The 20,304-nt window shown below is 60.5% G+C and carries 20 protein-coding genes; 7 read left to right on the plus strand and 13 right to left on the minus strand.

What is annotated here, in order from left to right:
- Positions 1–256: 256 nt before the first annotated feature.
- A complete protein-coding gene (gene rpsU / locus TRP66_RS09070; protein ID WP_002551877.1) occupies positions 257–472 on the minus strand; it encodes a 30S ribosomal protein S21 in 216 nt (71 codons plus the stop codon).
- A 198-nt stretch (positions 473–670) separates the two neighbouring features.
- Here rpsU and tsaD point away from each other — a divergent pair, with 198 nt between their 5' ends.
- Positions 671–1,696 (plus strand): tRNA (adenosine(37)-N6)-threonylcarbamoyltransferase complex transferase subunit TsaD, encoded by a 1,026-nt coding sequence (gene tsaD / locus TRP66_RS09075; RefSeq protein WP_333401278.1) that lies wholly within the window; start codon positions 671–673, stop codon positions 1,694–1,696.
- 18 nt (positions 1,697–1,714) lie between these two features.
- On the opposite strand, the gene plsY is transcribed toward tsaD, so the two are convergent.
- A complete protein-coding gene (gene plsY, locus TRP66_RS09080; RefSeq protein WP_333401280.1) occupies positions 1,715–2,284 on the minus strand; it encodes a glycerol-3-phosphate 1-O-acyltransferase PlsY in 570 nt (189 codons plus the stop codon).
- A gap of 74 nt (positions 2,285–2,358) precedes the next feature.
- Here plsY and folB point away from each other — a divergent pair, with 74 nt between their 5' ends.
- From folB to TRP66_RS09095, 3 genes are read left to right on the plus strand one after another with little or no spacing between them, the layout of a single operon-like run.
- A complete protein-coding gene (folB, locus tag TRP66_RS09085) occupies positions 2,359–2,712 on the plus strand; it encodes a dihydroneopterin aldolase (RefSeq protein ID WP_333401282.1) in 354 nt (117 codons plus the stop codon).
- Positions 2,703–3,233 (plus strand): 2-amino-4-hydroxy-6-hydroxymethyldihydropteridine diphosphokinase, encoded by a 531-nt coding sequence (gene folK, locus TRP66_RS09090; RefSeq protein WP_333401284.1) that lies wholly within the window; start codon positions 2,703–2,705, stop codon positions 3,231–3,233. Before folB ends, folK begins: the two co-directional genes overlap by 10 nt.
- A gap of 40 nt (positions 3,234–3,273) precedes the next feature.
- Positions 3,274–3,603 (plus strand): hypothetical protein, encoded by a 330-nt coding sequence (locus tag TRP66_RS09095; protein ID WP_333401286.1) that lies wholly within the window; start codon positions 3,274–3,276, stop codon positions 3,601–3,603.
- 28 nt (positions 3,604–3,631) lie between these two features.
- Here TRP66_RS09095 and TRP66_RS09100 read toward each other — a convergent pair whose 3' ends face one another.
- From TRP66_RS09100 to TRP66_RS09150, 11 genes are all read right to left on the minus strand, one after another.
- The gene (locus TRP66_RS09100; protein ID WP_333401287.1) at positions 3,632–4,861 is read right to left on the minus strand and encodes a multifunctional CCA addition/repair protein; all 1,230 of its coding nucleotides are present in this window, start codon (positions 4,859–4,861) and stop codon (positions 3,632–3,634) included.
- 79 nt (positions 4,862–4,940) lie between these two features.
- Positions 4,941–6,503: a SpoVR family protein gene (locus TRP66_RS09105; protein ID WP_333401288.1), complete on the minus strand. Its 1,563-nt coding sequence runs from the start codon at positions 6,501–6,503 to the stop codon at positions 4,941–4,943.
- Positions 6,500–7,771, minus strand: coding sequence for a YeaH/YhbH family protein (locus TRP66_RS09110; RefSeq protein ID WP_333401289.1), 1,272 nt, complete (start codon positions 7,769–7,771; stop codon positions 6,500–6,502). The genes TRP66_RS09105 and TRP66_RS09110 overlap by 4 nt, the downstream gene beginning before the upstream one ends.
- Positions 7,772–7,887: 116 nt before the next feature.
- Positions 7,888–9,810 carry a PrkA family serine protein kinase gene (locus tag TRP66_RS09115; protein WP_333401291.1) on the minus strand — a complete coding sequence of 641 codons (1,923 nt, stop codon included), beginning with the start codon at positions 9,808–9,810 and terminating at the stop codon, positions 7,888–7,890.
- A 288-nt stretch (positions 9,811–10,098) separates the two neighbouring features.
- Positions 10,099–10,419, minus strand: coding sequence for a thiosulfate sulfurtransferase GlpE (gene glpE / locus TRP66_RS09120; protein WP_333401292.1), 321 nt, complete (start codon positions 10,417–10,419; stop codon positions 10,099–10,101).
- 21 nt (positions 10,420–10,440) lie between these two features.
- A complete protein-coding gene (locus TRP66_RS09125) occupies positions 10,441–11,313 on the minus strand; it encodes a symmetrical bis(5'-nucleosyl)-tetraphosphatase (protein WP_333401293.1) in 873 nt (290 codons plus the stop codon).
- A complete protein-coding gene (apaG, locus tag TRP66_RS09130) occupies positions 11,313–11,693 on the minus strand; it encodes a Co2+/Mg2+ efflux protein ApaG (protein WP_333401294.1) in 381 nt (126 codons plus the stop codon). Before apaG ends, TRP66_RS09125 begins: the two co-directional genes overlap by 1 nt.
- A gap of 117 nt (positions 11,694–11,810) precedes the next feature.
- Positions 11,811–12,617, minus strand: a complete 807-nt coding sequence (rsmA, locus tag TRP66_RS09135) for a 16S rRNA (adenine(1518)-N(6)/adenine(1519)-N(6))-dimethyltransferase RsmA (protein ID WP_333401295.1) — start codon at positions 12,615–12,617, stop codon at positions 11,811–11,813.
- Positions 12,614–13,603, minus strand: coding sequence for a 4-hydroxythreonine-4-phosphate dehydrogenase PdxA (gene pdxA / locus TRP66_RS09140; RefSeq protein WP_333401296.1), 990 nt, complete (start codon positions 13,601–13,603; stop codon positions 12,614–12,616). Before pdxA ends, rsmA begins: the two co-directional genes overlap by 4 nt.
- Positions 13,600–14,922 carry a peptidylprolyl isomerase gene (locus tag TRP66_RS09145; protein WP_333401297.1) on the minus strand — a complete coding sequence of 441 codons (1,323 nt, stop codon included), beginning with the start codon at positions 14,920–14,922 and terminating at the stop codon, positions 13,600–13,602. The genes pdxA and TRP66_RS09145 overlap by 4 nt, the downstream gene beginning before the upstream one ends.
- Positions 14,903–17,704 (minus strand): LPS-assembly protein LptD, encoded by a 2,802-nt coding sequence (locus tag TRP66_RS09150; RefSeq protein WP_333401298.1) that lies wholly within the window; start codon positions 17,702–17,704, stop codon positions 14,903–14,905. Before TRP66_RS09150 ends, TRP66_RS09145 begins: the two co-directional genes overlap by 20 nt.
- A 129-nt stretch (positions 17,705–17,833) precedes the next feature.
- On the opposite strand from TRP66_RS09150, the gene TRP66_RS09155 reads away from it, so the two are divergent.
- The 3 genes from TRP66_RS09155 to TRP66_RS09165 are packed head-to-tail and all read left to right on the plus strand — an operon-like array spanning position 17,834 to position 20,291.
- Complete coding sequence (locus tag TRP66_RS09155; RefSeq protein WP_333401299.1) at positions 17,834–18,859, plus strand: aminoglycoside phosphotransferase family protein; 1,026 nt, start codon at positions 17,834–17,836, stop codon at positions 18,857–18,859.
- Positions 18,856–19,524 (plus strand): N-acetylmuramate alpha-1-phosphate uridylyltransferase MurU, encoded by a 669-nt coding sequence (gene murU / locus TRP66_RS09160; RefSeq protein WP_333401300.1) that lies wholly within the window; start codon positions 18,856–18,858, stop codon positions 19,522–19,524. The genes TRP66_RS09155 and murU overlap by 4 nt, the downstream gene beginning before the upstream one ends.
- Positions 19,524–20,291, plus strand: coding sequence for a TerB family tellurite resistance protein (locus TRP66_RS09165; protein ID WP_333401301.1), 768 nt, complete (start codon positions 19,524–19,526; stop codon positions 20,289–20,291). The genes murU and TRP66_RS09165 overlap by 1 nt, the downstream gene beginning before the upstream one ends.
- Positions 20,292–20,304: the final 13 nt, after the last annotated feature.

Below are 20,304 nucleotides of genomic sequence, written 5' to 3' on the forward strand. Positions count from 1 at the left end.
ATGGCTTCGTGGAAACAGGCGAGCGGCGTCGCGAGGGGGACGCTGCCTTGGCTGAGCTTCTCGCGAAGTCATCAAGGCATACTCGTCTTGCTCATCGATCGAAAAATCTCGTCCGGGCGGACGCGATCGACGGCGCCTGAGAGCAGGCAATCAAGCGTGATGCTGTAACTGTAACTGTAACTGTAACTGCAACTGCAACTGCCGACAGCCCGGCTGTAGGCCGGGCAAGGCAGAAGCTTGCGACGTCAGTCTGTAATCAGTACAGACGAACGGCGCGGCGCTGTTCGCGCTGAACTTTCTTGGCGTGACGCTTAACAGCAGCGGCTGCCTTGCGCTTACGCTCGGAAGTCGGCTTCTCGTAAAATTCGCGGCTACGAACTTCAGCCAGAACACCGGCTTTTTCGCAGGAGCGCTTGAAACGACGCAGAGCTACGTCGAAGGGTTCGTTCTCTTTAACTTTGACGGCTGGCATCCAGAGCTACCTTCATTCATTACCGGGGTCGACGCTTCAGGCAGACATTGCACAAAAGTACGTCGGTTTTTAAGGGTTGCGGATGTTAACCCCTCGCCGAGAGGAATGCAAAGCCTCTGATCGAAAACCGCTGGTCGGCGCCTTGGTCGAGGACTATCATGCGCGCCTTCAAATCTGCCCCCCACAAGGCGCAAACCCATGTTAGTACTGGGATTAGAAACTTCCTGCGACGAAACCGGCGTCGCACTCTACGACAGCGAACGCGGCCTGCTGGCCGATGCGCTGTTCAGCCAGATCGACCTGCACCGGGTCTACGGCGGCGTCGTTCCGGAACTCGCCTCGCGCGATCACGTCAAGCGCATGCTGCCCTTGATCCGCCAGACGCTGGCGGAAGCGGACTGCGTCGCCACCGATATCGACGCCATCGCGTACACGGCAGGTCCGGGTCTGGTCGGCGCATTGCTGGTCGGCGCTTCCTGCGCCCAGGCGCTGGCATTCGCGTGGGACATTCCCGCGCTAGGCGTTCATCACATGGAAGGGCATCTGCTGGCACCGATGCTCGAAGAGCAGCCACCGCAGTTCCCGTTCGTCGCTTTGCTGGTTTCCGGCGGCCATACGCAGTTGGTGCGGGTCGATGGCATCGGCCGTTATGAGCTGCTCGGCGAGACGCTGGACGACGCCGCCGGCGAAGCATTCGACAAGACCGCCAAGATGATGGGGCTGCAATATCCCGGCGGCCCGGAAATTTCCCGCCTGGCGACTCAGGGTGTAGCCGGTCGATTCGTGTTTCCACGTCCGATGACCGATCGCCCTGGCCTGGACTTCAGCTTCAGCGGTCTGAAAACCTTCGCGCTCAACACCTGGCAGCAGTGCCAGAGCACTGGGGACGACAGTGACCAGACCCGTTGCGACATCGCTCTGGCCTTCCAGCAGGCGGTCGTGGAGACTCTGACCATCAAGTGCAAGCGTGCGCTCAAGCAGACCGGCCTCAAGAGCCTGGTGATCGCGGGCGGCGTCAGCGCGAACAAGGCACTGCGTTCGTCGCTGGAAACCATGCTTGGCGAGTTGCGAGGTAATGTCTATTACGCGCGTCCGCAGTTCTGCACCGACAACGGCGCAATGATCGCTTTCGCCGGTTGCCAGCGTCTGCAGGCAGGACAAAAGGAAGATCTGGCGATCAGCGTTCAGGCACGCTGGCCGATGGAGCAACTGCCGGCCATCTAGGTAGTTCGCAAAGCGTTGTCAGAAATGCCGTTCGCGCCCGGCGAGCAGGTCGCGTAGATTGCCTCGGTGGCGCCAGACGATCAGCAGAGTCAGGACGGTCATGGGCAGCAAGGCGCGAGGTTCCTGCCAGGCCAGCAGCGGCAGGGTCAGCGGCGTGGCGATCAGCGCGGCCAGTGAGCTGGTGCGGGTCAGGTAGAAGGTGAGCAGCCAGATCATGACCGCCAGGGCAGCGGCCGGCGGATAGAGGCCCACAAGCATGCCGGCGGCGGTGGCGACACCTTTGCCACCCTTGAACCGAAAATACAGCGGAAACATGTGGCCTACTACCGCGCAGACGCCAATCCAGGCTTGTTGCATGGGACCCAGGCCGCAGGCGCTGGCAAGCAGCACCGGCAGCAGACCTTTGCACAGATCGCCCAGCAAGGTCAGCACCGCCAGTTTCTTGCCGGCCAGACGCAGCATGTTGGTCGCGCCCGCATTGCCCGAGCCGCTGATACGTGGGTCCGGGCTGCCGGTCAGACGGCTGAGCAGGATGGCGAAGGAGACGGAGCCGAGCAGGTAGGCGAGAGCCGCCAGTGACCAAAACATGCGAACCATTCCGGGCGAGGTTGCCCTGATTCTAACGGCGCATCGCGCCCTTGTCGTGCAGTGGAGAGTGGGGCTTGGACAGAGTTTTCATCGACGGACTGGAAGTCGATACGGTGATCGGCGCCTATGACTGGGAGCGCGGTATTCGTCAGTGCCTGCGCCTGGACCTGGTTTTCGCCTGGGACAACCGACCGGCTGCCGCTGGCGATGATCTGAGCAAGGCGCTGGATTACGCCAGTGTGTCGACCCGGGTGCAGGCCTTTGCCGAGCAGGCGCAGTTCCAGTTGGTGGAAACCTTCGCCGAGCGTCTTGCCGAGGTGTTGATGAACGAATTCGGAATCACCTGGCTGCGTTTGAAGGTGACCAAGCCAGGCGCGGTTCCTGCCGCTGCAGGCGTGGGCGTGGAGATCGAGCGCGGATGTCGCTGACCCGGATTTTCCTGGGGCTCGGGAGCAATATCGAGCGCGAAAAGCACCTCCATGCGGGGCTCGACGCGCTGGATTCTTTCCTGAGTGACCTGAGCTGCTCGCCGGTTTTCGAGAGTCAGCCAGTGGGTATCAAAAGTGGGCCATTCTTCAATCTGGTAGTGTCGGCGCTGACCGACCTGCCTCTGATGGAGCTGGATCGACGCCTCAAGTTCATCGAGGCCGACAACGGGCGTTACGCGCCGGATCGCAAAGGGCTGCCACTGGATATCGATGTGCTTCTGTATGGAGAGCAGGTCGGCAGCTTTGACGGCCTCGTCCTGCCGCGCGCCGAAATTCTCAAGAATGCATTCGTGCTGTGGCCGCTGTCGCTCATTGCCCCGGATCGTCCGCATCCCGGCGTGGGCATAGCGTTCGACCGGTTATGGGCCGATACGAAGATCGACCAGCAGCTCTGGCCCGTGCCGTTCGAATGGCGGGGCCTGCCGTTGACGCCGCCGGAGTTGCTGGCAGATCGCGGATGAATCCGCTCCTGCAGATCGCGCAAATCCCGTAGGAGCCAGCTTGCTGGCGATGAAGGAAGAGGCGGTGTGTCTGAAACACCGCGCTGTCCGTTTTGCTGCCGCTTCGCGGCAGATCGCGAGCAAGCTCGCTCCTACAGGATTTGCACGCGCTGTAGGAGCCAGCTTGCTGGCGATGAAGGAAGACGCGGTGTGTCTGAAACACCGCGCTGTCCGTTTTGCTGCCGCTTCGCGGCAGATCGCGAGCAAGCTCGCTCCTACAGGATTTGCACGCGCTGTAGGAGCCAGCTTGCTGGCGATGAAGGAAGACGCGGGTGTGTCTGAAACACCGCGCGGTCCGCTTTGCTGCCGCTTTGCGGCAGATCGCGGATGAACCCGCTCCTACGGGTTTTGGGCGACGATCAGCCGTTATACTCGGCCTTGTAGATTTTCAGCGCATCCAGCCGGGCGTGTTTCAGTGCGTCTCCGAGCTGCTGACCTTTCAACCCTTTTTCCAGCAAAGGCTGAACCGATACGGCTCGTGCCGCTTGCGCCGCGCCCCGTAGATAGTCGGCTTGTGGATAATCACGCTGTTCGAAGCCATGACGTCCGCGCGCATCCATTTCGCAGACGGCGATGAATTCTTCAAACCGCTGGGGTCTGCGGTATACGTCGAAGCTTTGCAGCAAGTCCAGAACGGTCGAAGGCTTGAGTTCCAGCGCCCGGTGTCCATGGGTGTGGTATTTGCCCGCCAGCAGGGCCAGTTCCTGGCAGTCCCGAGGGACGCGGAAGCGCTCGTTGACCACTTTGATCAAGCGCTGGCCGGTATGCTCGTGGGCAATGTGGCGAGGCCACTCGGATTCAGGCGTCAGTCCTTTGCCCAGATCGTGCAGCAGACACGCCCAGCGTACGGTGAGCGGGTGTTTGTGAATGGCCGACTGTTCCAGCACGCTGAGCACATGGACACCGGTGTCTACTTCAGGATGATGGGCCGGTGGCTGGGGAACGCCGAACAGCGCTTCGACTTCAGGCAATATCTCCTTGAGCGCGCCGCATTCATGCAGGACCTCAATGAACACCTGCGGTTGGGCTTCCATCAGGGCGCGGGAGATTTCCTTCCAGCTTCGCTCGGGTGTCAGGGCCTGCAACTCACCTGATTCGCTCAGCTGTCGCATCAGCTTCAGCGTCTCGGGTGCCACCTTGAACCCCAGCGGTGCATAACGCGCCGCGAAGCGCGCTACCCGCAGTACCCGCAGTGGATCTTCGGCGAAAGCGGGCGAAACGTGCCGTAACCAGCGCGTTTCCAGATCCCGCTGGCCGTCATAAGGGTCGATGACATTGCCTTGCATGTCCTCGGCCATTGCATTGATGGTCAGATCGCGGCGAATCAGATCCTGCTCCAGCGTGACGTCCGGACTGGCATGGAACACAAAGCCGCCATAGCCAACCCCGCTCTTGCGCTCGGTTCGCGCCAGAGCATATTCCTCGCCCGTGAGCGGATGCAGGAAAACCGGAAAGTCGGTGCCGACCGGCCGATAGCCTTTGATCAGCATCTCATCGGCGCTCGCGCCGACTACCACCCAGTCGATGTCGGTCACCGGCTGTCCGAGCAGACGATCCCGAACCGCTCCGCCGACTTTGTAAATCTGCATAAAAAACCTCCGTAAGCACGACAGGATAAACCTTGTCTCGCCCTTACGGAGGTTAAAACTGCCCTTGACGTGAAAGGCGCTAGAGATGAACGACCGCCAGGTCGAGTCGCGGATACTCGTTGCCGGTGTGCTCGCCGCGAGGCGGCACGTGATGTGTCTTCACGATCTGATCGCCTTGCAGAGTCTCCAGGTGGATATCGAAACCCCACAGACGATGCAGATGCTTGAGCACTTCGTCGGTGGAGTCGCCCAGCGGTTTGCGGTTGTGCTGTTGATGTCGCAGGGTCAGCGAACGATCGCCGCGCCGATCGATGCTGTAGATCTGCACGTTGGGTTCGCGGTTGCCCAGGTTGTACTGGGCCGCCAGGGTCTCGCGTATGGTGCGGTAGCCCGATTCGTCGTGGATTGCCGGGACGATCAGCTCTTCTTTCTGGTCGTCGTCGAGGATGCTGAACAGCTTGAGGTCCCGAATGACCTTGGGCGACAGATACTGGAGGATGAAGCTTTCGTCCTTGAAGCTGGTCATGGCGAATTTGACGGCCGTCAGCCAGTCGGTTCCCGCAATGTCCGGGAACCAGCGCCGGTCTTCCTCGGTAGGATGCTCGCAGATCCGGCGAATGTCCTGGTACATGGCGAAACCCAGAGTGTACGGGTTGATGCCGCTGTAATAGGGGCTGTCGAAGCCAGGCTGGTAAATCACGCTGGTGTGCGACTGGAGGAATTCCAGCATGAACCCGTCGGTCACCAGACCTTCGTCATACAGATCGTTCATCAGGGTGTAGTGCCAGAAGGTGGCCCAGCCCTCGTTCATGACCTGGGTCTGACGCTGTGGATAAAAGTACTGCGCGATCTTGCGCACGATGCGCACGATCTCGCGCTGCCAGGGTTCGAGCAACGGCGCATGCTTCTCGATGAAGTAGAGAATGTTTTCCTGGGGTTCGGCCGGGAATCGGGCGCTGTCCTCTCTGTCGAGTTTGTCGGCGCTCTTGGGGATGGTGCGCCACAGATCGTTGATCTGCCGCTGCAGATGCTCCTCGCGGTCTTTCTGCCGCCTCCGCTCTTCTTCGGCCGAGATGGGGTAGGGGCGTTTGTAGCGGTCTACGCCGTAGTTCATCAGCGCATGGCAGGAATCGAGCAGATCTTCCACGGCATCGATGCCATGGCGTTCTTCGCACTGCATGATGTACTGCTTGGCGAAGACGAGATAATCGATGATCGAACTGGCATCGGTCCAGGTACGAAACAGGTAATTGCCCTTGAAGAAGCTGTTGTGGCCGTAACAGGCATGGGCGACCACCAGTGCCTGCATGCAGATGGTGTTTTCTTCCATCAGATAGGCGATGCAAGGGTCGGAGTTGATCACGATTTCATAGGCCAGACCCATCTGGCCTCGCGTGTAAGACTTTTCCGTGCTGAGGAAGTGTTTACCGTAGGACCAATGGTGGTAGCCGAGAGGCATCCCCACCGAGGCATAGGCGTCCATCATCTGCTCGGCCGTGATCACTTCGATCTGATTAGGATAAGTGTCCAGGGCATAGCGCTCGGCGATACGGCTGATTTCCCGGTCGTAGGCCTGGATCAGTTCAAAGGTCCACTCTGACCCCGTGGATATGGGCTGGCGTTTCTGCTCTCGAGCGGTCATGACACTAACCTTCGCTGGAAGAGTTCACGGAATACCGGGTAGATATCACCGGCCGACACCAACTGCTGTTGAGCGAACGTGTCGGCGAACTGCTCGCCGATGCGTTCGTACTCGAACCACAGCGCCTGGTGTTCGCGCGGGGTGATTTCCACATAGGTGTAGTACTGCACGAACGGCATGATCTGTTTGGTCAGGATTTCCCGGCAAATGGGCGAGTCATCGTTCCAGTTATCGCCGTCGGAAGCCTGGGCCGCATAGATGTTCCACTCATTGGCGGGATAACGCTCGGCCATAATTTCCTGCATCAGCTTCAAGGCGCTGGAAACGATGGTTCCGCCAGTCTCCCGAGAGTAGAAGAACTCTTCCTCGTCCACTTCCCTGGCGCTGGTGTGGTGGCGGATGAAGACCACTTCGATCTTGTCGTAGTTACGCTTGAGAAACAGGTACAGCAGGATGAAGAAGCGCTTGGCCACATCCTTGGTGGCTTGAGTCATGGAGCCGGACACATCCATCAGGCAGAACATGACGGCTTTGGAACTGGGATTGGGCTGCTTTACCAGCAGGTTGTATTTGAGGTCGAAGGTGTCCAGGTACGGCACGCGCCGGATTCGCGCGCGCAGCCGTTCGATTTCGCCTTCGAGCTCCTGAATGTCGCCGAAGTTGTCGGGCTCTTCGCGCTTGAGACGCTCCAGCTCGTTCAACGCCTCCTTGAGCTTGCCACGGCTGCTGCCTGAAAGGGCAATACGCCGGGCATGGGCCGAACGCAGGGTGCGGATGATGTTGATACGCGATGGATTGCCTTCGTTGCTGATTCCGGCCCGTACGGTCTTGAAGGTGTCGGTGCCGGTCAGGTTGCGCTTGACCAGATTGGGCAGTTCCAGGTCTTCGAACATGAATTCGAGAAACTCTTCCTGGGTGATCTGGAAGACGAACTCGTCCATGCCCTCGCCGGAATTGCTGGCCTTGCCGGGTCCTTTGCCTGCGCCGCCGCCCTGAGGACGTGCGATACGCTCGCCGGTAGTGAATTCCTTGTTGCCAGGATGCACGACCGTCTGTTTGCCGCCGCGGCCATGATGCAACACCGGTTCGTCGATATCCCTACCGGGAATGCTGATCTGCTCGCCATGCTCCATGTCGGTAATGGAGCGACGGCTGACGGCTTCTTCCACTGCCTTCTTGATGTGATCACGATACCTGCGCAGAAACCTCTGACGGTTTACCGTGCTCTTGTTCTTGCCGTTGAGACGTCGGTCAATCACATAGCTCATAGGCCCTCCGGGCAGCTGCAAGTAGAAAGCAGCTTCAAGCCACAGGCCGGTGACGGTCGGCACAAGGGAGCTGACCGGTCGGGCTTGTGGCCTGAAGCTTGTAGCTTACCGCTGCATTACTGCGACTTGCGTACGCGCAGATACCACTCGGAGAGTAGACGTACCTGCTTGTCGGTGTAGCCCCGTTCGACCATTCGAGTGACGAAGTCGTTATGTTTCTGCTGATCCTCTTTACTGGCTTTGGCGTTGAAGCTGATGACCGGCAACAGGTCTTCGGTGTTGGAGAACATTTTCTTCTCGATCACCACCCGCAGTTTTTCGTAGCTGAGCCAGGTCGGATTCTTGCCGTTATTGTTGGCGCGGGCCCGCAGCACGAAGTTGACGATCTCGTTGCGGAAATCCTTGGGATTGCTGATGCCCGCCGGCTTCTCGATCTTTTCCAGCTCTTCGTTCAAGGCGACACGGTTGAGAATCTCGCCGGTTTCCGGATCGCGATATTCCTGATCCTGAATCCAGAAGTCCGCATACAGCACATAGCGGTCGAAGATGTTCTGCCCGTACTCGCTGTAGGATTCCAGGTACGCAGTCTGGATTTCCTTGCCGATGAACTCGATATAGCGTGGCGCCAGGTATTCCTTGATGAAGCGCAGATAGCGCTCGCGGGTTTCCGCCGGGAACTGCTCCTGTTCGATCTGCTGCTCCAGTACATACAGCAGGTGCACCGGGTTGGCGGCAATTTCATGGGGATCGAAGTTGAATACCTTGGACAGGATCTTGAACGCAAACCGCGTGGACAGCCCGTTCATACCCTCGTCGACGCCAGCGCTGTCGCGGTACTCCTGGATCGATTTTGCCTTGGGATCGGTGTCCTTGAGGTTTTCCCCGTCATACACACGCATCTTGGAATAGATGTTCGAGTTTTCGGGCTCCTTGAGACGTGACAGCGTGGTGAACTGGGCCAGCATCTTGAGCGTGTCGGGCGCGCAGTGCGCCTTGGCCAACGAGCTGTTGAACAACAGTTTGTCGTAGATCTTGATCTCGTCGCTGACCCGCAGGCAGTACGGCACCTTCACGATATAGATACGGTCGATGAAGGCTTCGTTGTTCTTGTTGTTGCGGAAGCTATGCCATTCCGATTCGTTGGAGTGCGCCAGCAGAATCCCGGTAAAGGGAATGGCGCCCAGCCCTTCGGTACTGTTGTAGTTGCCTTCCTGGGTCGCGGTCAGCAATGGGTGAAGCACCTTGATGGGCGCCTTGAACATCTCGACGAATTCCATCAGGCCCTGGTTGGCCCGGCACAGCGCGCCCGAATAGCTGTAGGCGTCGGCGTCGTTCTGCGGGTACTCTTCGAGCTTGCGGATATCGACCTTGCCTACAAGCGCGGAAATATCCTGGTTGTTTTCATCTCCCGGCTCGGTCTTGGCGACCGCGATCTGGTTGAGGATCGAGGGATACAGCTTCACTACCTTGAACTGGCTGATGTCGCCGCCGAATTCGGCAAGACGCTTGGTGGCCCAGGGCGACATGATGGTATTCAGGTAGCGCCGGGGAATGCCAAAGTCTTCTTCGAGAATCGCACCGTCTTCGCTGGCGTTGAACAGCCCCAGCGGAGATTCGAATACCGGCGAGCCCTTGATGGCGTAGAACGGCACCTTTTCGATCAGTTGCTTGAGTTTTTCAGCCAGGGACGACTTGCCCCCGCCCACCGGACCGAGCAGATAAAGAATCTGTTTCTTCTCCTCCAGACCCTGTGCCGCGTGCCGGAAATACGAAACGATCTGGTCGATGCATTCTTCCATGCCGTGGAAGTCCGCAAAGGCCGGATAGCGACGTATCACCTTGTTGGAGAAAATCCGCGACAGCCGGGAGTTGGTGGACGTGTCCACGAGTTCCGGCTCGCCTATCGCCAGCAGAAGACGTTCCGCGGCGGAGGCGTACGCACTGCGATCCTGTTTGCAGAGCTCAAGATACTCCTGCAAGGAGAGCTCTTCTTGTCTTGTAGTTTCGAAGCGTTGTTGGAAGTGGCTAAAAATACTCATGACGTCACCTCGCTCGATACGTAGAGCCGGCGGCGGATCGTCAGTCGATGCTGGCAGCAGCTGAGTATCCAGATGCTATTTACCCCCCAGAACACCATAAAGGTAACTACCGATGACCCACGCGCCGGTGTACCGGCTCTCCCCTGATTACGGATGGCCTGTGGCTAAGGATAGTTCGGTTTCTGAAAGATAAAGGCAGGATGCGCGAGAAGTGACCTTGACCGTCTGTCACGTGAGGCGCGAGCCCGCATAACACGCGGGATCGGCCGGCATAAATATTTTTTCGGATCAGCCTTGCGCGATTTCGCCGGGATAGGTCGTACGCCAGAGCTCGAAGCCGCCGTCCATGCTGTACACCTCCGAGAACCCCTGGCCGGCGAGGTAGGCAGCGGCGCCCTGGCTGGAATTGCCGTGGTAGCAGACGACGACCAGAGGCTTGTCCAGATCGGCATTGGCGATGAAGCCAGCCACCGACTGATTATCCAGATGCAAAGAGTCAGGAATGTGACCGTTTTCGAACGTCTGCGGGTCGCGGACATCGACCAGCACAGCGCCCTGTTCGCGCAAGGCGTGGGCCTGTTGCGGCGGGATGCGTTTGAATTCGCTCATCGAAGAAACTCCAGAATGGGTTTAGCGCGCGACCGGGGCAACCGTGGAAGCGGTTACGGAGCGCGTGGAGGGATTGCCTTCGGTGTTGCAGTCGCAGCGAAGACGTTCGAGGGTGTCGAGATTGAGCAGGGTCATCGCGCCTCCCCAGACGCAGCCGCTGTCCAGTGCATAGACGCCCGGTTCGTCGCAGCGGCCTTCCAGCGCGGCCCAATGCCCGAACACGATCTTCACCGATCGCGTCTTGCGATGCTTGTGGCTGAACCAGGGCGCATAGCCGGGTGGAGCAGTGTCCAGCCCTTCCTTGGCCTTGAGGTCGAGCTTGCCGTCGCGATTGCAGAAGCGCATGCGAGTGAAATAGTTGGTGATGACCCGCAGCCGCGCAACCCCGCGCAGATCGCCGCTCCACTTGGCAGGCTCGTTGCCGTACATGTCGTTGAGGAAGGGTTCGATCAGCGCGTCGTCGCGCAATACTTCCTCGACTTCCTGCGCATGCCTCAGAGCTTTCTTCAGAGTCCACTGCGGAGGGATGCCAGCATGCACCATGGCGATATTGCGCTGAGCGTCGTAGTGCATCAGTTTCTGTCGACGTACCCAGTCGAGCAACACATCCCGGTCCGGCGCTTCAAGGATTTCGGTCAGGGTGTCGGCCTTTTTCAGGCGGTCGATCCTGCGCGACGCAGCGAGCAGGTGCAGGTCGTGGTTGCCCAGCACACAGGTCACCGCTTCACGGATGCCATAAAGGTAACGCAAGGTTTCCAGCGATTGCGGGCCGCGGTTGACCAGGTCACCCACAAGCCACAGCCGGTCACGGGCAGGGTCGAAATCGACGTGGGCAAGCAGACACTTGAGAGGCTCCAGACAACCTTGCAGGTCGCCGACTGCATACTCCGCCATCAGTGGAGAGCGCCCGGTACGGCAAGGCGGAACGGTGCGATGACGGCGTCGAAGCGTTTACCGTCGTCAGCGAGCATCTGATAGGTGCCCTGCATGTTGCCCACCTTGGTGGTCATCACGGTTCCGCTGCTGTAGGTATGGCTCTGCCCCGCCTGAATCAGCGGCTGCTGGCCGACCACGCCTTCGCCACGCACTTCTTCGACATGCCCGTCACCGTCGGTGATGATCCAGTGACGTGACATCAGCTTGGCTGGAAGCTCGCCATTGTTGTGCACGGTGATGGTGTAAGCGAAAGCGAAGCGGTTCTGCTCGGGCTGCGATTGCTCTGCGAGAAAGCGGGTGACGACGCTGACGTCGACCTGGTAACGGGAATCGGACATGCACTGGGCCTTGAAAAGCTTTAGCGAAACGTCTTGAGTACGCCTTGAAGGTTGAGTCTAGGACAAGTCGGCGGAGGTTGACCAATTGCATCGCGCCGCCGACTCTCGCCAGCTGTTTTACGCTGCGGCGTTCTTGTCGCTCAGCTGGTCCGCCAGACGTACGAACGCCGCCAGGTCCAGTTGTTCCGGACGCAGGCTGCCGTCGACACCAGCGGCCTCGATTTCGTCGGCGCTGAGCAGCAGTTTCAGTGTATTGCGCAGGGTCTTGCGACGCTGGTTGAAGGCTTCGCGAACGATGCGCTCCAGCACCCGATGATCCTTGGCCGGATGCGGCAGGGTTTCATGGGGCACCAGCCGGACAATGGCCGAATCCACCTTCGGCGGCGGGTTGAAAGCGCCCGGGCCGACGTTGAACAGATGCTCGACGCGGCAGTGGTACTGAACCATGATCGACAAGCGACCCCAGTCGCCACCGCCCGGGCCCGCGGCCAGGCGCTCCACGACTTCCTTTTGCAGCATGAAGTGCATGTCGCGAATCAGGCTGGCGTTCTGCAGCAGGTGAAAGATCAGCGGCGTAGAGATGTTGTAAGGCAGGTTGCCGACCACGCGAAGCGTATTCGGCTCGGCGCCCAGGGTATTGAAGTCGAACTTCAGCGCATCGCCCTGGTGCAGGTTGAAATTGGGTCTGCCGGCGAACTGGCTGTTCAGGATCGGTACGAGGTCCTTGTCCAGCTCCACGACGTCGAGCCGCGCGCCGCTGTCGAGCAGGCCCTCGGTCAGGGCGCCTTGGCCCGGTCCGATTTCCAGCATGCGGTCTTCGGGTCTGGCGCGGATCGCGCGCAGGATCTTGTCGATGATGCCCGCGTCATGCAGGAAGTTCTGCCCGAAGCGCTTGCGCGCCCGGTGCTGGTATTGCTCGGTCATGGATGTGTCTCTGCCATCTGGTAGGCGGTTTGCAGCGCGACGCGCAGGCTGCCGGTGTCGACGTTGCCAGTACCGGCCAGATCCAGCGCGGTGCCGTGATCCACGGACGTCCGGATGATCGGCAGGCCGAGCGTCACGTTGACGGCCGCGCCGAAGCCTTTGTACTTGAGCACCGGCAATCCCTGGTCGTGGTACATCGCCAGCACTGCATCGCAGTGCTCCAGATATTTGGGGGTAAAAAGAGTGTCAGCGGGCAGGGGACCGCGCAGGTCCAGGCCTTCGCCACGCAGGCGCTCCAGGGTAGGTTCGATAATGTCGATTTCTTCGCGGCCCAGGTGTCCGCTTTCGCCGGCGTGAGGGTTGAGGCCGCAGACCAGAATGCGCGGGCGAGCGATGCCGAATTTGTTGACCAGATCGGCATGCAGAATCCGCGTCACGCGTTCCAGGCGATCCGGGGTAATGGCATCGGCCACTTCACGCAAGGGCAGGTGAGTGGTGACCAGCGCGACGCGCAGATCACCGGTCGCCAGCATCATCACCACCTGCTCGGTATGCGTCAGCTCGGCGAGAAATTCGGTATGCCCGGAAAACGCGATGCCACCCTCATTGATCACGCCCTTGTGGACCGGGGCGGTGATCATCGCGGTGAAGTCGCCATTCACGCAGCCTTGGGCCGCACGGGTGAGCGTCTCCAGGACGAACGCCGCGTTGGCCTCGTCCAGCCGGCCGGTCACGACCGGTGTCGCCAGCGGCGTATCCCAGACATAAAGACTGCCGGCAGGCGCCGGAACATCGGGAAATGCATCCGGCGTCACCGCCAACAGGCTGACGGCCACGCCCAGTTGCGCGGCCCGCTCCACGAGCAGGTCACGACTGGTAATGGCAATCAGGGGGTGGGGCTGGGCGTGACTGGCGAGCAGCAGGCAAAGGTCGGGACCGATGCCGGCAGGCTCGCCGGGTGTTACTGCGAAACGTCTGGGCTTCACTGAGCGGCCTGGGCTGCGCCAGGAAGCTTGATTTCCACGTAGGCTTCGTCACGGATCTGACGCAACCAGGTCTGCAGCTCTTCGTCGTATTTGCGGTTACGCAATACGTTGAGGGCCTGCTGATCGCGAGCCTGACTGGTGGCGTCTGTGGCGCGACGGCCCAGAACTTCCAGCACATGCCAGCCGTAAGCGGTCTTGAACGGCTTGGACAGCACACCCTGCGGGGTTTCGTTCATGACTTCGCGGAACTCGGGCACCAGCGAATTAGGATCGACCCAGTTCAGGTCACCACCATTCAGCGCCGAGCCCGGATCTTCCGAGAAGCTCTTTGCCAGCTCGCTGAAGTCATCGCCGTTCTCGATGCGCTCGTAAATCTTCTGCGCCAGACGACGGGTTTCTTCTTCGCTACGGATTTCGCTCGGTTTGATCAGGATATGGCGAACGTGCACTTCGTCACGCATTTGCGCCTGACCCTGACCGCCGCGCTTTTCCAGCAGCTTGAGGATGATGAAGCCGCCGGGCGTGCGAGCAGGAGGCGTGACGTCGCCGACCGGCATCGAACTCAGCATTTCCCCGAAAGCAGGAGGCAGCTGAGCCGCCTTGCGCCAGCCCATGTCGCCGCCTTCCAGCGCGCTTTCGCTTGCCGATTTCGCGATGGCCATCTGGGCGAAATCCGCGCCTTTCTTCAGCTGGTTGTAGATGTCCTGAGCCTGTCTAGCCGCTGCCTGGATGGCGTCCGAGGAAGCGCTGTCCGGGGTCGGGATCAAAATATTGGCCAGGTGAAACTCTTCCGAAAGCTGAGCCTTGCCCAGGTCAGAGGCCAGGAAGTTCTTCACTTCCTGTTCCGAAACCTGAATGCGCTCGGCCACCCGGCGCTGGCGCACGCGGCTGATGACCATCTCGCGACGGACCTGCTCACGAGCATCGTTATACGACACACCGTCATGGGCCAGCGCGGCACGGAACTGTTCGAGGCTCATGTTATTGCGCTGGGCAATGGTAGCGACGGCCTGGTTCAGTTCCTCGTCGGTGATACGAATGCCGGAGCGCTCGCCGATCTGCAGTTGCAGATTTTCCAGGATCAGACGATCCAGAACCTGCGACTGCAACGCTTCGGCGGGCGGAGTGCCGCCGCCGCGCTTGGCGATGGTCTGTTGAACCTCATGAACACGCTGGTCCATCTGGCTTTTCATGATCACGTCGTTGTCGACGATGGCCACTACGCTGTCCAGAGGCTGCACCGCCGCATGCGCGGCGCCGCTCAGGAGTAACGCGCCCAGCATCAGCGGGCGCAGACAATCAGAAAGCTTGGTCTTCACGTTCACGATAACCTTGGATGCCTTGGTCGAGGAAGCTTTCAACTTTGGCGCCGGTCACGCCGCCCAGTCCCTTCAACACGATTTGTAGGAATATGCCGCGGTCGCCTTTTTCATTCTGAGGCGCTTCCTGGCTGTACTCGTCGTAGTCGACCCAGTAACGGTTGATCAGACGCAGTTTCCAGCAGCAGTTGTCGTATTCGAAACCACCGAAGGCTTCAAGAGTACGGTCGCGGTTGTAGTCATACTGCCAGCGGCTGATCAGGCTCCATTGTGGAATAATCGGCCAGATGACCGAGAAGTCATGCTGCTGGATCTTGTAGTAATCCTTCACATAACCCGGAGTGCCCGGCGTACCGTAGTCGCCGCCGCCCACTGTCCATTTCCCAGTGGTCTGATCGTAACGAACCTGGTCGTTGCGATAGCGATAACCGGCGTTGATGATCTTGCCCGGATTGTCCGCTGGCTGGTAGTGGAACATCGCGCTTCCCGAACGGGTGCTGCGGCTGTCCGGATCCCAGTTGAAGTCGGACGTGAATCGCCAGTCGCGGTTATAGCGATATTCGTATTCCAGCGCGTATGGCGACACGTTGGCCTGGGCATCGTCACGATCAGCGAAAACAATGCCCGGCAACTGGACTTTACGGTCGGCGAAATAGAAAGCCTGTCCGATGCTGAAGCGCTGGCGTTCGAAACCGTTATCTTCGATCCAGCGGTTGGTAATGCCCAGCGACAGTTTGTTCTCGTCGCCAATACGGTCGTTGCCGGAGAACCGGTTATCGCGGAACAGCGAAGCGTAGTTGAAGGTGGTTTCGCCGGTGTCGAATACCGGAATGTCACTCTGATCCTTCTCTGGGACATAGAGATAGAACAGGCGCGGTTCCAGGGTCTGGCGGTAGTCTTTGCCGAACCATTGTGTATCACGGTCGAAGTACAGGCCGCTGTCGACGCTGAAGATCGGCACGCTGCGGCTCTGGCTGCTGCGATACTTCTCGCCGCTTTGCAAGCTGGTCTTGCCCTGGCTGTCCAGATCCAGATCGTATTGCGTGTAGACGTATTTCAGCTGCGGCTTGAGGAAACCGTAGGTCCAGTTCATTGGCAGGCTGACGGCCGGTGCCAGATTCAGGCGGTTGCCGTTGGCGCGAGCAAGACCGGTGACGTTGTTGTCGAGTCTAGGCTCCCCGACGGTCCCGTCCGCATTGAACGGGCCGCCATCTTCATTGAGATAGCGGCCATTGCGCAGATCGCGCTCGAAACGCACCAATTCGGTCTGATAGTCGAACTGCAAACCGCCAGGCTTGAACGGCAACCTGCCGTCCAGCGTCAGCTGTGGCATGCGGTTGTAAGGCGTGATGTAGCTGACGGTCGCCAGTTTGTACTGCTGGGCGTTAAGCCGTGCGGTGTAGCCCTCGCCGCGATAGGTCAGCGCGCCTTGCTGGTTGACGAAGTCAGTACTGGTCACGCCGATCTGGTCAGTGTCCAGATCCTGGAAGTAGTAAGGATCGCTGATGTCGGTGTAGTCGACCTCGGTCAACCAGCGCGAATCCAGGCCACCCTTGTGCTGCCAGTTGAGCATCCAGCGGGTCTTTTCGTAATCGGACTGCAGTTTGCGGTCGTCATTCTCGTCATTGAGATAGGCGCCGCCAACCTGGCCTTCGCTGCTCTTGGTCAGGTAGCGGAACTCGCCTTCCATCAGCAGGCCACGCTTGGTCATGTAGCGCGGGTACAAGGTGGCGTCGTAGTTGGGCGCCAGGTTGAAGTAGTAAGGCGTGACCAGTGTGAAGCCGTTGTCGCTGTCGCTGGCGATGGTCGGCGGCAGGAAACCGGACTGACGACGGTCGTCGATCGGGAAGTAGATGTACGGGGTGTAGAACACCGGTACATCCTTGACCCGCAGCGTGACGTTGGTCGCGGTGCCGAAACCCGTGGCCGGGTTCAGCGTGATGTTGTTGCCTTTCAGCGTCCAGGCGTTGCTGCCCGGTTCGCAGGAGGTATAGGTACCGTCCTTGAGACGGATGATCGCGTTCTCCGCACGCTTGGCGTACAGCGCGTTACCGCGGATGTTCGACTTGTGCAGGACGTATTCGGCGTTGTCCACACGGGCCTCACCGGTGTCGAGCTGCAGTTCGGCCTTGTCGCCGACGATCAGCGCGCCGTTGTCGCGCAGACGGACGTCGCCGTTCAGCTCGCCACGGTTTTCGGCCTGGTGCAGGGCGGCTTCCTGAGCCTGAACCTGCATGCTGCCCTGACGAAGCACGACATCGCCGGCCAGGGTCGCCACCTGGGCTTCCTGCTCGTAGCGCGAGGCCTTGGCGCCGACAAACAGCGGCGCTTCGTTCATGGGGGTCTTGTCATCCATGCCCGGGCGGATCGGCTCGACGTAGGCGCCGGAGCAATACGGACCGGTTTCGGCCAGTTGCGCGGGCGTGAGCTTTTCACGAGGCACCCAGTCGAGGTGACTGTAGTCAGGGCTACGCGACTTCAGGCCTTTGCCTTTGGCCTCGGTCACGAGTTGGGTCGTGGGGACGGACTCGCCGGCCTCGACAGTCTCCGAAACCACGGTGCCGTTCGAGCTGACCGACGTCGCGCTGTGCACGGGACGTGGAGGCAGCTCCGCGGCGGCGTTGGCCTTGGGAGCACAGTTCCAGCCACCCGCAGCAGAGACCGAGCAGTCATACTGTTCTGCCGCGACCACGAACTGAGTGGCTAGAGGTTGCAATGCCAGCAGACTGCCGGTTACAAGCAACGGAAATTTTTTACGAAACGCGGGGGATTTCAATGCCATCTTATTAGTCCGGGCTTCCTGCGCGCCATCTGCCCGCGGGGGGGCCGCACGCCTCTCGATGGGCTGAAAAAGATTCCGGATAATAAAGCATGACCCGCTTGACGGCTAGCGCCGTCGGAGACCCTTGTAATGCAAGATCAAGATATACGCCTGCAATCCCTCAAGCTTTGGCTCGATGAGCAGCTGCCAGCGCTATTCGCGGACCGGGATTGGGGCGCCGTGCCCCCGGCCACGTTGACCGGAGCCAGCAGCGATGCCAGTTTCCGGCGTTACTTCCGCTGGGAAGGAGGCGGGCGCACTTTTATTGTCATGGATGCGCCGCCACCCCAGGAAAACTGCAAACCATTCGTGGATATCGCTCATTTATTGAGCAAGTCCGGCGCCAATGTCCCGCTGATCTACGCGCAGGATCTGGCTCAAGGCTTCCTGCTGCTCAACGACCTGGGAACCCGTACGTACCTGGATGTGATCGATGCCGAGAACGCCGACCGCCTGTTCGCGGACGCCATCGATACCTTGCTGGCCATCCAGCAACTGCCGATGGACACTCCGTTGCCCAGCTATGACGTCGCCTTGCTGCGGCGCGAACTTGAGCTGTTTCCCGAGTGGTATGTGAAGCGCCATCTGCAGATCGAGCTGGATGCCGGACAGCTCGCCGCCTGGCAGCGGGTCAGCGACATGCTGATCGAAAGCGCGCTGGCCCAGCCGCAGGTGCTGGTTCACCGCGACTACATGCCACGCAACCTGATGCTCAGCGAACCCAATCCCGGTGTGCTGGACTTTCAGGATGCTGTCTACGGCCCGGTGACCTACGACGTGACGTGCCTGTTCAAGGACTCGTTCCTCAGCTGGCCGCAGGAGCGGGTCAGCGGTTGGCTGAAACAATATTGGGAAAAGGCGCGTGCCCTGGGCATCCCGGTGCAGGAAGATTTCGCCAGTTTCGAGCGCGCCAGCGACCTGATGGGTGTGCAGCGCCATCTGAAAGTGATCGGGATCTTCAGCCGCATCTGTCATCGCGACGGCAAACCGCGTTACCTGGCCGACGTGCCACGCTTCTTCGCCTATATAGAAGCCGTGCTGTCCCGCCGTCCGGAACTGGCGGAACTGGGTCAGCTGCTCACCAGTCTCCAGCCGCCGGCCGAGGCCCACGCATGAAAGCGATGATTCTTGCCGCCGGCAAGGGCGAACGGATGCGGCCGTTGACGTTGCACACCCCCAAGCCGCTGGTACGCGCCGGCGGTGTGCCCCTGATCGAATACCACCTGAATGCGCTGCGTCGGGCCGGTTTCGACGAGGTGGTGATCAACCACGCCTGGCTGGGGCAGCAGATCGAAGATCATCTCGGCGAGGGGCAGCGCTTCGGCCTGAACATCCGCTATTCGCCGGAAAACGAGCCACTGGAAACCGGGGGCGGAATCTTTCGCGCGCTGCCTTTGCTGGGCGACGAGCCGTTCGTGATCGTCAACGGCGACGTCTGGACTGACTATGATCCGGCCGCGTTGCGCAAACCCTTGACTGGCCTGGCGCATCTGGTGCTGATCGACAACCCGGCCCACCATCCGGGCGGGGATTTCTGTCTCGACGGCAATCAGGTGCGCGATTCAGGTTCCGGCTCGCGCTTGACCTATAGCGGCATCGCCGTGCTCAGTCCCCGGCTGTTCGCGGGCTGTACGGCGGGGGCGTTCAAACTCGCGCCCCTGCTGCGCGACGCAATGAATCGTGGCGAAGTGAGCGGCGAGCATTACGCCGGCCGCTGGATCGACGTCGGCACCCTGGAACGACTGGCCGAAGTCGAGCGCGCGCTGGCGGAGGTGCGCTGATGCTGTGGCCCGGTACGGTGCTCGGCGCGGGTGTTGGCTATGCCATCGCGGACATTCCCGGAGCGATGCTCGGTGTACTGCTCGGGCAGGCGGTCGATCGTCGTCTGCAATTGCAGACCTGGGCGCATCTGCGGGAGCGGCTCGGCGGACGCCCTGCCATTCACGGCGACGAACTGCTGTTCGTGCTGCTGGGGCGACTGGCCAAGAGCGGAGGGCGCGTCGTGGCCAGCCATATCGAGCAGGCCAGGGCGGAGATGCGCAGCCTGAACCTGGACGAAGCCGGCCAGCGCCGGGCGATTCTGGCGTTCAACCGTGGCAAGGACGGGGTCGACGGACTGCGTGGTTACCTGCGCAGTCTGCGCAATCAGCCGGACCTGGGAGACAGCCTGATACATGCCTGCTGGCGCATGGCGTGGGCGGATGGCAAGGCGACGCGGCACGAGCGCGACCTGATTGGCATCTGGGGCACATGGTTGGGCTGGACCGACGTGCGCGTCGAGGCCGTTGCGGCCGAATACGATCCGAGGCGGCGACCCAGGAGCGTCGGCGGCGCGGACGAGTACGCTGGCGCGCTCAAGTTGCTGGGCGTGCAGGCCGACTCGGACCCGACCAGTATCAAGCGTGCCTACCGGCGTCTGCTCAGTCGCCACCATCCCGACAAGATCGCCGGGGCCGGCGCCAGCCCGGTGCAGGTGCGGGCGGCGACCGAAAAAACCAGCCAGTTACATCGGGCTTACGGCGTGATCAAGGCCAGACGCGGGTTCTAGCCACTGCGTCTGT

The sequence above is a fragment of the Pseudomonas sp. JDS28PS106 genome (assembly GCF_036706555.1).
Classification (GTDB): domain Bacteria; phylum Pseudomonadota; class Gammaproteobacteria; order Pseudomonadales; family Pseudomonadaceae; genus Aquipseudomonas.

Coding starts and splice junctions, on each gene's coding strand:
- rpsU (WP_002551877.1), bottom strand. CDS start 472: ATGCCAGCCGTCAAAGTTAAAGAGAACGAACCCTTCGACGTAGCTCTG.
- tsaD (WP_333401278.1), top strand. CDS start 671: ATGTTAGTACTGGGATTAGAAACTTCCTGCGACGAAACCGGCGTCGCA.
- plsY (WP_333401280.1), bottom strand. CDS start 2,284: ATGTTTTGGTCACTGGCGGCTCTCGCCTACCTGCTCGGCTCCGTCTCC.
- folK (WP_333401284.1), top strand. CDS start 2,703: ATGTCGCTGACCCGGATTTTCCTGGGGCTCGGGAGCAATATCGAGCGC.
- TRP66_RS09100 (WP_333401287.1), bottom strand. CDS start 4,861: ATGCAGATTTACAAAGTCGGCGGAGCGGTTCGGGATCGTCTGCTCGGA.
- TRP66_RS09105 (WP_333401288.1), bottom strand. CDS start 6,503: ATGACCGCTCGAGAGCAGAAACGCCAGCCCATATCCACGGGGTCAGAG.
- TRP66_RS09110 (WP_333401289.1), bottom strand. CDS start 7,771: ATGAGCTATGTGATTGACCGACGTCTCAACGGCAAGAACAAGAGCACG.
- TRP66_RS09115 (WP_333401291.1), bottom strand. CDS start 9,810: ATGAGTATTTTTAGCCACTTCCAACAACGCTTCGAAACTACAAGACAA.
- glpE (WP_333401292.1), bottom strand. CDS start 10,419: ATGAGCGAATTCAAACGCATCCCGCCGCAACAGGCCCACGCCTTGCGC.
- TRP66_RS09125 (WP_333401293.1), bottom strand. CDS start 11,313: ATGGCGGAGTATGCAGTCGGCGACCTGCAAGGTTGTCTGGAGCCTCTC.
- apaG (WP_333401294.1), bottom strand. CDS start 11,693: ATGTCCGATTCCCGTTACCAGGTCGACGTCAGCGTCGTCACCCGCTTT.
- rsmA (WP_333401295.1), bottom strand. CDS start 12,617: ATGACCGAGCAATACCAGCACCGGGCGCGCAAGCGCTTCGGGCAGAAC.
- TRP66_RS09150 (WP_333401298.1), bottom strand. CDS start 17,704: ATGGCATTGAAATCCCCCGCGTTTCGTAAAAAATTTCCGTTGCTTGTA.
- TRP66_RS09155 (WP_333401299.1), top strand. CDS start 17,834: ATGCAAGATCAAGATATACGCCTGCAATCCCTCAAGCTTTGGCTCGAT.
- murU (WP_333401300.1), top strand. CDS start 18,856: ATGAAAGCGATGATTCTTGCCGCCGGCAAGGGCGAACGGATGCGGCCG.
- TRP66_RS09165 (WP_333401301.1), top strand. CDS start 19,524: ATGCTGTGGCCCGGTACGGTGCTCGGCGCGGGTGTTGGCTATGCCATC.